This is a genomic window from Pontibacter chitinilyticus (genome assembly GCF_039748935.1).
Taxonomy (GTDB): domain Bacteria; phylum Bacteroidota; class Bacteroidia; order Cytophagales; family Hymenobacteraceae; genus Pontibacter; species Pontibacter chitinilyticus.
Window position 1 is genome coordinate 1 of the sequence record NZ_JBDIZJ010000021.1, and the last position, 11,846, is coordinate 11,846.

7 protein-coding genes are annotated in these 11,846 nt (G+C 52.1%); 5 read left to right on the top strand and 2 right to left on the bottom strand.

What is annotated here, in order from left to right; genetic code table 11:
* Positions 1 to 177: 177 nt before the first annotated feature.
* Entirely contained in the window at positions 178 to 2,529 is a 2,352-nt protein-coding gene (locus ABDW72_RS20015) for a beta-L-arabinofuranosidase domain-containing protein (protein WP_347160408.1), read from the bottom strand.
* Between the two features lie 327 nt (positions 2,530 to 2,856).
* Positions 2,857 to 4,344, bottom strand: a complete 1,488-nt coding sequence (locus ABDW72_RS20020; RefSeq protein ID WP_347160409.1) for an arabinan endo-1,5-alpha-L-arabinosidase — start codon at positions 4,342 to 4,344, stop codon at positions 2,857 to 2,859.
* Positions 4,345 to 4,832: 488 nt separating this feature from the next.
* Here ABDW72_RS20020 and ABDW72_RS20025 point away from each other — a divergent pair, with 488 nt between their 5' ends.
* From ABDW72_RS20025 to araA, 5 genes are all read left to right on the top strand, one after another.
* Positions 4,833 to 5,540 carry an NUDIX hydrolase gene (locus ABDW72_RS20025; RefSeq protein WP_347160410.1) on the top strand — a complete coding sequence of 236 codons (708 nt, stop codon included), beginning with the start codon at positions 4,833 to 4,835 and terminating at the stop codon, positions 5,538 to 5,540.
* An 87-nt stretch (positions 5,541 to 5,627) separates the two neighbouring features.
* Positions 5,628 to 7,346: a ribulokinase gene (locus ABDW72_RS20030; RefSeq protein WP_347160411.1), complete on the top strand. Its 1,719-nt coding sequence runs from the start codon at positions 5,628 to 5,630 to the stop codon at positions 7,344 to 7,346.
* Positions 7,347 to 7,355: 9 nt separating this feature from the next.
* Positions 7,356 to 8,054: an L-ribulose-5-phosphate 4-epimerase gene (locus tag ABDW72_RS20035; protein WP_347160412.1), complete on the top strand. Its 699-nt coding sequence runs from the start codon at positions 7,356 to 7,358 to the stop codon at positions 8,052 to 8,054.
* 235 nt (positions 8,055 to 8,289) lie between these two features.
* Positions 8,290 to 10,164 carry a sodium:solute symporter family transporter gene (locus ABDW72_RS20040; protein ID WP_347160414.1) on the top strand — a complete coding sequence of 625 codons (1,875 nt, stop codon included), beginning with the start codon at positions 8,290 to 8,292 and terminating at the stop codon, positions 10,162 to 10,164.
* A gap of 83 nt (positions 10,165 to 10,247) precedes the next feature.
* On the top strand, positions 10,248 to 11,753 hold the full coding sequence (gene araA, locus ABDW72_RS20045; protein ID WP_347160415.1) for an L-arabinose isomerase: 1,506 nt from the start codon (positions 10,248 to 10,250) through the stop codon (positions 11,751 to 11,753).
* Positions 11,754 to 11,846 lie beyond the last annotated feature (93 nt).

An 11,846-nucleotide genomic window follows, 5' to 3' on the forward strand; every position in this document is an offset into this window, starting at 1 on the left:
TTCTACCTGCTCCTTAGCCTTATTGTTTGTGTAAAATGCTGATTTTTACCCGTTTAATTTCCGAGTTCACGTTACTTAGCGAAACTGCACATGCTCTTATTTTGCTATTCATACCTATACTTGCTTTATACCCGGTTTTATACTTCTTCTCAACTGTAGCACAGCCAGTCTTTATCTTTACTTCACCAGCCGGATGTAATACACGCCTCCTGCTACCGAGCCATCATGGGCTACAAACTTCACCCGCAGCACATCAGGCGAGCTACTGGTGATGGCTTTGGAAAGATCATAGTCCACGTCAAAGAACTTGTCGCCTTGGGAGCCGTCCAGGTTAACTGTCGTCAGCAGCTTGTCGTTGACCAGGATATCGAAGTCGCGGCCTTTGTCCATCCCATTGTAGGTGATGCGCAGCTTGCGGGCCTGGTGGCCGGTATTCTTCAGCTTATAGCCAAACCAGCCGGAGGCATGTCGCCAGTGGCGGTCGCGGTACACGCCTGATTCGGTTTTCTCGCCCTGAAAGCCATGGTCGGATTCGGGCTGCTGTTCTCCCGGCGCTACCTGGTCTACGGTAGCCGCTTCCAGCGCCAGCCGCGCCGCATCCTCTGCCCGCATCGCCTGCCGCAGGCTGTCGAGCCCTGCCGGCGTGGTCACGGGCCAGTACACGATGTAACGCGTGTCCTGTATCTGGTAAAAAGGCACCAGCTTTACTTGCTTATACTTGTCGGAAGCGATCATACTTGCTGCCGAGAAAGTGAGCGGATGTCCTGCCACCGGCTTTATACCAGTCGTATAGTTGCGGTCCGCTGACACCAGCAGCGGCGCCTCCTCTATCGGGTACAACGGTCCGTTGGCCACGTGGCCCATACGGCTGCTATCAGCCCGCAGCCCTTCCAGGTCGGTGGCAGCAGTGGCTGCAGCCAGCACCACAGGGCCATGCACAAACGACACCCATGCCGAATGATCAGGCAGGTATTCTGCCTTCGTTTCCATGGGCAAGGTGATGGTCACCTTATCCCCCGATTTCCACTTCCGCTCCACGGTGGCGTAGGAAGAAGGCACGGAACGGACAGGTACTTTTTTGCCGTTTACGCGCACCTGCAGCTGGCCCTCCTGTACCCACTGTGGATGGCGAATGCGCAGGGCAAACGTTGCCGGCTTTTTCAGCTTCAGCTCAATCTCGGATGTTTCTTCGAATGGAAAGTTAGTGCGCTGCACCAGCGAAATGCCCTTTTCCTTCCAATCCAGGGTGGAAGGGATGAACATATTCACGACAATATCCTTTTCATTGTGTGCGTAGATCAGCTCGCCATACTTGCCGTGGTTTTCCAGCCCGGAACCAACGCAGCACCATAAGCCCTGCTGCGGCTGTGAATAAACGCGGTAATGGTTCGGGCGCATGGGCGTGAAGTAGACAAAGCCGCCTGTGCCGGGATGTTGTGACGAGAGGATATGGTTATACATGGCCCGCTCGTAGTAATCCATGTAAGCGACCGAAGCGCTGTCGAGGAACAGCGCCTTGGTGAGCTTGAGCATGTTGTACGTGTTGCAGGTTTCGGGGCCTTCTCTGGACTCGATCATAGAGGAGAAGTCGTTGGCGGGGTGAAAGTGCTCCCGCACACTGTTGCCGCCGATAGATACTGTGCGGTTGTGAACCACAGTATTCCAGAAGAAATCCGCTGCATTTGCCCAGCTTTTGTCATTCTCCTCGTCAGCCACACGTAAATACCCGATCACTTTCGGAATTTGGGTGTTGGCGTGCAGGCCGTTTAGTTCATCTTTCTGCGCCAACAGCGGCTTCAGAATAGTGCGGTCTGAAAACCGTTCGGCTAGCCGGAGGTACTTTTGGTCACCTGTAATAGCGGCCACGTCGGCAAAAACTTCGTTCAAACCGCCATGCTCGCTTTTCAGCATCTCCTGTATTTGCGCATCCGTCAGGTTTTGGGTGAGATTGATGCACCAATCCGTCAGCTTGATCAATTCTGATTTCGCCTTCTCGTTTCCAGTGTACAGGTAGGCATCACGCAAGCCGGCGTACAGCTTATGTAAATTATACCACGGCACCCATTTGCCATTCAGCGAAAAGCTTCCGGCATCGATTTTACCTTGGGCAATTTCCTTCCACATCGCCTCGCCACCCGGCACGCCGCCAATGTAGCCGTTGCCGTTGCGCTGCTGGCAGGTATCCAGCCAGTCAACCATGTAGTTAAGCCTTCGCAGCAGTTCCGGGTTGCCGGTTGCCGCATACATCAGCGACAAAGCGGAAAGATAATGGCCGCCGATGTGCCCGTCCAGGCCCGTGTCTTCCCAGTTGCCATAGTTGTTGGCCTTCGGCGGAATGCCCGCTTCCTTCAGGTAGGGCGCCAGCAAGCGATCCGGGTTCAGGGCCAGCATGTAGCGCATATCTGTCTGCTGGGCTTCTTTAAATGGGCCGTCCAGTAGTCGTACCGATGCCAACGGGAATGCCTCCAGCTTCTGATTTTGGCTGAAACCGAGTGATGGCAGCAGCAGTAAAGCCAGCAAACTTATCACAGCTAATTGTCTTTTTTTGCCAGCTTTCCGTTCTGTTGCTCTCCTGTACATCATCCTTATGTTTAATGAAGTAAAACTGTTTGGGGCAAGCATAGTGTTCAAGCTTATACTTGCTTACGCATACTTGTTTCAACGCTCCTACTGCCCCGCCTGTCTAAACGGTGCCAGGGTTGAAAGTTGTTCCATCAGCCGCTAAAGATAAGAAACCAGTGCACCTCCGCCCCATCGAAAGCTGCTGCTTTCAACGGAACAGGAGGCACGCTGATCTACTAAACCAATCTAACCTAATCTTCAAGAGCGCCAACAGCAGGCAACCCGTATTTATCTTTATTGTACCTTCTTCATCCAGATGGCCAGGCCACCGCCGTTCAGGCCGGTCATCACAATGGTAGAGGCCACTTTATTCTCCCAATCCCGTCCTCTGGATACATGCAGCTTATCTACAAACTGGCCGTTGTTCCAGCGCAACTCCAGCCAGGGCGCGTCGTAAGCCCAGGTATTGTTGGCATTGCCGTTGATAGTGCCGTCTGCAGTCAGCGTGGTATTGAAAGCCACGGAGAAGTTCGGGTCTGTTTGCTCGTTGCCGAAGCCCGGTACGATGCTTTGCGTCAGTACGATCTGCTCATACACGCCAGCGAGGTCGCCTGCTGTAACGGACGTCTGCGCCACGGCCGCATAGCGCTCCGGCGACACGACAGGCCAGCCTTCGGATGTCCAGAACAGCTGGCGCACATGCAGTACCATGTAGGCAGGCGCTACACCCGGCCGCCCCTGGTGGGCAATGTAGTACTGCCCGCTGCCATCTTGAAACACGCTTGGGTGCGCCACTCCCTGCCAGCCGCCGTGGCCTGTAAACTGGTAGGGCGACAGAATCATCGGGCCATTATCCTCGGTATTGTCTACATTAACGCCATTCCAGTCCAGGAATGGGCCGTTGGGACTTTGGGAGCGGAACACACGCACGTTATACTTGGTCGCCAGCCAGTCGTACGAGGCGAACAGGTAATACATGCCGTGCTCGGCATTGTAGATAATTTCAGCGCCTTCGAGGTTGCCGTTTATGGTGCCGTTGGTAGCGCCGCGCCTGGCAATACGGGTTCCTTTATCTCCCGACGCCAGCGCCAGGCCGGTCTGCGGGTTTAGCTGCAATTCATACAGTCCGTCCCAGGAAGAGCCGTATACCATCCACTGCTCACCGGAGGGTGTCACCACCACCGACGGGTCGATGGCGTTGGTGCCAGGGCCGGTGTTAGAAGAGGTCACCGCCAGCCCTTTCTCTACCCACGGTCCCTCGGGCGAGGAGGAGGTAAGCAGGCCAATGGCGCTGGCACGACCTTCTGTGGGCGCGAGTGAGTAGTATAATCGGTATTCGTTTTCCACCTTCAGGATATAGGGTGCCCACAAGCCCTGCACCGGCGTAGCGCCGCTGGAGGTGATGTAGCCCGCGCTCATGGCCGGGAAGTTGTGCAGCGCCCAGCCTACAAAAGTCCAGTCCACCAGGTCTTTTGATTTGCGCACCATAATGCCGACGCGCGCCGGGGCACCATAAGCTACGTCGGTGCTATAGCTGTAATACCACTCCCCGGCTTTGATGATAGAAGGATCGTGGGTATTGTAAGGGCCCCATTGGCTGGAGAACAGGCTGGAAGCAATGCCGCCATAGGTGTCGTTCAGGTTATCGATATCAAATGGCTTTTCAGCAATAACATCAGGGTCCATTTCAGTCAGCTTCTCCTCGTCCTCTTTGCAGGAACTGAGCAAAGCCGCTGCCAGCAGCAAAAACAAGAAGATTTCTTTAATTATATATTTCATCATGTATCAAGCTTCTACTGTCGCAAGCGGGCTGGTGACTATCTCCTTTTACTTCCGTTTTACTTGTTTCCGGCACACAGGAAAAGATTCAATTTGTTAAAAACTATACAAATGTTAAATTTACACTTTAAATGTTTTATACGAAAGCCCAAGCTTACTTTTTAGTAAATTTTCAATTTAACGTGAATTGATCGAATACTGGAGTTGAAAGCCTAACAGAAATATATTTTTCGCGTTGTAAACGCGTGTTAATCATTGGACAGCAGCCATTTGTTGCAGGAGCAGTATACGTCTTACTGCGTTTGTCAGCCTTGCAGCAGCAAATGTGCCTTTTTCGCAAATACTAGGTATAAGACAACTTCAGGATTTATGTACAACCTTCAGGCTCCTTATTTTACCTGTATATTATGGAAATAAATATAAGTTACTATTTTTGAGTAATGCTTTAGCTCACGCTTTTAAGTTTTAACCCCCGTAACACCACATCCTTTATGCTGAAATATTCCGGACAATCCAGAATGCTGGTCGCCGTGGACTGCATCATCTTTGGCTTTGACGGCGACTCATACAAGTTGCTGCTTATTCAGCGGGGCTTTGCACCGGAGAAGCAGAAGTGGAGCTTAATGGGTGGCTTTGTGCAACTGGAGGAAAGCCTGCCACAAGCAGCTAACCGCATTCTGAAGCAGCTGACCGGACTAGAGCAGGTGTATATGGAACTGCTAAATGTTTTCAGCGAACCGAAGCGCGACCCGGTGGAACGCACGATTGCAGTGGCTTATTTTGCGCTGATCGACATTCAAAAGTATGAGAAGCAGCTCAGCCAGGAATATCATGCCGAGTGGTTTTCGCTAAACGACATGCCCGAGCTTATCTTCGACCACAAACAAATGGTAGATCAGGCAAAGAACAGGTTGCGCTACAAAGCAGCTCTGCACCCGATCCTGTTTGAATTGTTGCCGGATAAATTTACACTTCCGCAGCTACAGGCGCTTTATGAAGGTCTATATGATGCAGCATTCGACAAGCGCAACTTCAACCGCAAACTCCTCTCCACAGGGCTCTTTATCAAGCAGAAAGACAAAGAGAAAGAGAGCTCGAAAAAAGGCGCTTTCTTTTATAAACTGGATCAGGACAAGTATAACAACGATTTTCAGGCCTTTCTGAAGTTCATTCCAAACCCCGAGAAGTTTCTGCAGTAGCTTTCTGGCAGCGAAATGCCTCCCGGAGCTTTTTTATTTCCGGAATTAAGTGTTAATTTAACACACAAACTTAAACCAGACGTATCCGTGAGTGAAGATCAATATGTAATCGGAGTTGATTATGGCACTGACTCGGTGCGCTCCGTGCTCGTTAATGCCCTTAACGGCGAAGAATTGGCAGCTTCGGTGTATTATTACCCGAGGTGGCAAAAGGGCCTATACTGCATCCCATCTCAGAACCAGTTCCGCCAGCATCCACTGGATTATGTGGAGGGACTGGAATATACAATCAAAGAATGTTTGGAGAAAGCAGGCGGCGCTGTGGTGTCGGCTGTGAAAGGCATCTCTATCGATACTACCGGCTCTACACCGGTGGCGGTGAATGAGGCAGGCACGCCCCTGGCCCTGCTACCCGCCTTCCAAGAAAATCCGAATGCCATGTTTGTGCTCTGGAAAGATCATACGGCCGTAAATGAGGCCGCAGAGATCAATGCACACGCGCCGAAGTTCGAAATCAACTACCTGAAGTATGTTGGTGGCATCTATTCTTCGGAATGGTTCTGGGCCAAGCTGCTGCATGTGCTACGCGAAGATGAACAGGTGCGCGACGCCACTTACTCCTGGGTAGAGCACTGCGACTGGATCCCTTTCCTGCTGACAGGGGGCACCGATTTGATGCAGATGAAACGAGGTGTTTGCGCTGCCGGCCATAAGTCTCTTTGGGCAGCGGAGTTCGGCGGCCTGCCACCGGAAAGCTTCTTCTCCACTCTCGACCCATTGCTGCAAGGCTTTACTGAAAGGCTTTTCAAAGATACTTATACCTCAGCACAACCTGCTGGCACGTTGAGCCAAGAATGGGCGCAGCGGCTGGGCCTTTCTACAGAAGTTGTTGTAGGCGTAGGCGCTTTTGATGCACATATGGGGGCTGTGGGTGGTCAGATAGAACCTTACCATTTGAGTAAAGTAATGGGTACCTCGACCTGCGACATGCTGGTGGCCCCCACTGAGGAAGTAGAAGATAAACTGGTGTACGGCATCTGTGGGCAAGTTCCTGGCTCGGTCATCCCGGGAATGATGGGCCTGGAAGCCGGCCAGTCAGCTTTTGGCGACACCTATGCCTGGTTCCGAAAGCTCCTGCTGTGGCCGCTGCAAACGCTGCTCTCGCAATCAGAAGTAGTTTCCGGCGACACGGCAGCAGCGCTTCTGAAGGAATTGTCTGAAAGGATCATTCCGGAATTAAGCAAGGAGGCTGAGCAGTTGCCGCTGACGGAAAATGATGAATTTGCCATCGATTGGTTTAACGGCCGCCGTACCCCGGATGCCAACCAACTGTTGAAAGGAGCTATACTTGGCCTGGGGCTGGGCAGCGATGCGCCGCGCGTGTTCCGGGCATTAGTAGAAGCCACTTGCTTTGGCGCCAAAAAGATAGTGGATCGCTTCAACGAGCAGGGCGTGCCGGTGAAAGGCCTGATCGGAATGGGCGGAGTTGCCCGGAAATCACCTTTCATCATGCAGATGATGGCCGATGTGATGGACATGCCGATCCGTATCCATCGTTCAGAGCAGACCTGCGCCATTGGGGCCGCCATGTTTGCCGCCACTGCAGCAGGTATTTACCCTCGAGTAGAAGCAGCGATGGCTGCCATGGGGCAGGGCTTTGATGCCACGTATACGCCGGATTCTGCACGGGCCAGTATCTATGCCCGCCGCTATCAGAAGTATAAAATACATGGTGAGGCGATAGAAGCCCTTTCCGCGCCTCCCCTGACTCCGGTCACCGATATCCAGGAACAAGTAGTGCGATAAGATCTATACATGAGCAAGTACCAACACATCAAACAAACTGCCTACGAGGCAAACATGCAGCTGCCCCAATTAGGGCTGGTGCTGTTTACGTTCGGCAATGTGAGCGCTGCCGACCGAAGCCTCGGTGTCTTTGCCATCAAGCCCAGCGGCGTGCCTTACCAGGACTTACAGGTTGAAAGCATGGTGATCGTAGATTTTGACGGCAACACCATAGAAGGCGACCTCCGGCCATCGTCCGACACCAAAACACATGCGGTGCTTTATAAACACTGGGAGCAGATTGGCGGCATTGTGCATACCCACTCTACCTATGCCACCGCCTGGGCACAGGCACAGCGCGACATTCCTATTTATGGCACCACCCACGCTGACCATAATACGGTAAACATTCCCTGTGCTCCACCTATGAGCGATGAGATGATCCAGGGCGACTATGAACACCAAACCGGCTTCCAGATCATGAACTACCTGCAGGAGAAAGGAATGAGCTACGAAGAAGTGGAGATGGTACTTGTGGGAAATCATGCGCCCTTTACCTGGGGCAAAACAGCTGCTAAGGCCGTGTATAATAGCGCCGTGCTGGAAGAAGTAGCCCGTATGGCCTGCCTCACAGAGCAAATCAGACACGACGCTCCGCACCTGCAGGATTCACTCATCAAAAAGCACTACGAACGGAAGCATGGCCCGCACTCTTACTATGGGCAATAATAGGTTTTTTAAAATTTAGTGGATGATTTGTAGCGTGACTGAAATAAATCGACTATTTTGAAGCGACATTGCTAAATCCTGCCACTACCGAAAGGAAAGAATACTATCATCAAGTGGTAAGCGAAAGTAAGAAACAGTTCCAGCTACAGCCGGAGTGACTTACATACAAAGTGATTACTTTATAACCTTTATCATACAACCTCAAACTAAACTATAACACTAAAATTACTTCTCAATGACATCCGGATTCTCGACAATAGACTATGCAGTCTTTATTCTGTATGCCCTGATCATCTTATTTCTGGGGCTGTGGGTCTCCAGAAACAAGACAGGACAGGAGAAAACATCGCAGGAGTACTTCCTGGCTGATAAATCCCTGACCTGGTGGGCGGTGGGCGCCTCGCTGATAGCAGCCAACATTTCTGCCGAACACTTTATCGGTACTTCCGGATCGGGCTTTGCCATTGGTCTGGCTATTTCGGCGTACGAGTGGATGGCGGCTGTGGCGCTGATCATCGTGGCCAAATACTTTCTGCCGGTATTCATTGACAAAGGCATTTATACCATGCCGCAGTTCCTTAACCAACGCTTTAACAGGGGGGTAAGTACAGCATTTGCCGTTTTCTGGCTGCTGGTATACGTATTCGTTAACCTGACTTCGGTAAGCTACCTGGGCGCACTGGCCATGGAAAACATCATGGGCGTTCCGCTACAGTACGGCATTATTGGCCTGCTGGCTTTCTCCGCTATCTACTCCATCTATGGTGGTCTGGAAGCAGTAGCCTGGACGGACGTGGTGCAAGTGATCTTCCTGGTTGGCGGTGGCCTGGTGACCACATATGTAACGCTGGACGCCGTAGGACAGGGTGATGGTATTATTACCGGCATCGTTACGCTGTATGAGAAGGGCAGAGACCACTTCTCCATGATCATTCCGCAAGGCAAACTGATGGTACCAAACGGTTCCGGCGGCACAAAAGACGCGTTCAATGACCTGCCCGGCATTGCTGTAATTGCTGGCGCCATGTGGGCGACCAACCTGGGCTACTGGGGCTTTAACCAGTACATCATCCAGAAAGGTCTGGCAGCTAAAAGCATCAACGAAGCCAAGCGGGGCCTTCTATTCGCCGGTTACCTGAAAATCTTAATGCCTGTAATCGTAGTAATTCCTGGTATAGCGGCATACGTCCTGCTCAATGCACACACGCCACAGGAACTGTCTGTTATACTAGGTAAGCCAATTGAGGCGATCGGTACGATCAGCAAATCCGATGAGGCGTATCCTTGGCTGTTGAAGAACTTTATGCCATCTGGTTTAAGAGGTCTTGCTTTTGCAGCCCTGGTTGCGGCTGTGGTATCTTCGCTTGCTTCTATGGTGAACAGTACTTCTACCATCTTTACAATGGACATCTACAACCCATACTTTAAGCCGAATGCCTCAGGCGGCGAGTTGGTGCGCGTAGGCCGTATCGTGGCGCTTATCGCTTTGGGTATTGCAGCGCTGGTAGCACCGCAACTGAGCTCACTGGACCAAGTGTTCCAGTACATCCAGGAGTACACGGGCTACATTTATCCGGGCGTGCTGGCTGTATTTGGCATGGGTCTTTTCTGGAAACAGGTAACACCGAATGCGGCTCTCTGGACCGCTATTGCTACCATTCCGGCTGGCATCATCTTCAAAGTGGTGAGTCCCGATATGCCGTTCCTGCTGCGCATGGGGTATGTATTCATTATTCTGTGCGTTATTGCGTCTGTGATCAGCTTTGCTGAGAAAGGGCACAAAGTAGCCTCTCCGACACCGGCTCCTGGCAGGCAGCGCATGTTAACCACATACTCCTACATTTTATTTGTACTGGGGGTGGTAACCCTTATTTCCGCTGTGGTTTTCTCTCCTGAGTACGACTACATTGCCATCCAGTCGCTATACTTCCTGGGAGTATTGTTCCTGATGATTGGCATCATTTTGTATACCAATGCGCAAATGACCGTTGCCGACCCGAAAGCAATTGTTTCTGATCCGGTGCTATTCAATACGGGTACACCGTTCAACATCGGTGCTGCCGGTATTGTGCTTATTATCGGTCTGATCTACTACTTCCTCTGGTATTAAGCATTCAGAAGGCGCTGCAGTAAAACACTGCAGCGCCTTCTTTTTAGTTATTATAATTAATGTAATAAAAACACTTCATAGCGATGATAGACTTAAAGCAATTCGAGATATGGTTCGTGACCGGCAGTCAGCATTTATATGGTGAGGAAACACTGCGCCAGGTAGCCGAGCATTCACAGCAGATCGCCAGCGGCCTGGGCCAGGCAAATCAGGTGCCGGTACGGGTAGTATTTAAACCTGTGGTAAAAACAACCGAAGAGATCTACCGCATCTGCCAGGACGCTAATGTGGCGGAGAACTGCGTGGGTGTGGTGGCTTGGATGCATACCTTCTCCCCTGCCAAAATGTGGATAGGAGGATTAAAAATACTTAAAAAGCCGCTGTTGCACCTGCACACGCAGTTTAACCGCGACATTCCGTGGAGCTCCATCGACATGGACTTTATGAACCTGAACCAGAGCGCCCACGGCGACCGGGAATTCGGCTTTATCGTTTCCAGGATGCGTCTGAACCGCAAGGTAGTGGTAGGGCACTGGCAGGATGAAGCTGTGCTGGAGCAGCTGGGAGCCTGGAGCCGCGTAGCCTGCGGCTGGCACGACTGGCAGGGAGCCAAGTTTGCCCGCTTCGGCGATAACATGCGCTACGTGGCCGTAACGGAAGGCGATAAAGTAGAGGCAGAGATGCAGTTCGGCTTTTCAGTAAACACCTATGGCATCGGCGACCTCGTGCAGGTGATCAACCAGATAAGCGATGGCGAAGTAGACCGGCTGACGCAGGAGTATGAAGAGCGCTATGCGGTAGTGGAGCAGCTGCGCAAAGGCGGTAACCAGTATGGTTCGCTGCGCGATGCTGCCCGGATCGAACTAGGCCTGCGCGCGTTTCTGGAAGATGGTAATTTCAAAGGCTTTTCTGATACGTTTGAGGACCTGCATGGCATGGTGCAACTGCCCGGCATTGCGGCACAGCGCCTGATGGGCCAGGGCTATGGCTTTGCCGGCGAGGGCGACTGGAAAACAGCAGCGCTGGTACGTGCCATGAAAGTGATGGGCAGCGGCCTGCAGGGTGGCAATGCCTTTATGGAGGACTATACCTACCATTTCGACCCGAACAACCAACTGGTACTAGGCTCGCACATGCTGGAAATTGATGAGTCTATTGCCAATGGCAAGCCTTCCTGCGAGGTGCACCCGCTGGGTATTGGCGGCAAAGCCGATCCGGTACGCCTGGTGTTTAACGTGGCCGGTGGCCCGGCCCTGAATGCCTCCATTATCGACATGGGCAACCGCTTCCGGCTGCTGGTAAACGAAGTAGAGGCCGTGGAGCCACAGCAGGACCTGCCGAACTTACCCGTTGCGCGCGTGCTTTGGAAGCCTTATCCGGACATGAAAACAGGCTGCGCCGCCTGGATATTGGCCGGAGGAGCGCACCATACCTGCTACAGCCAGAACCTGACCTCCGAGCAGCTGCAGGACTTTGCCGACATTGCCGGCATTGAGTGTGTGCTGATTGACAAGGAAACGCGGCTGCGCCAACTGCAAAACGAGCTCCGCTGGAGCGAAGTATACTACCAGCTGAACAGCAAGCGCTAATAACTAAACTGTTACAAGTATAAAAAAGACCAGCCGGCTACTATTGCCGGCTGGTCTTTTTTATACCCATTAGGCTATATCTGCCTTGGTGAA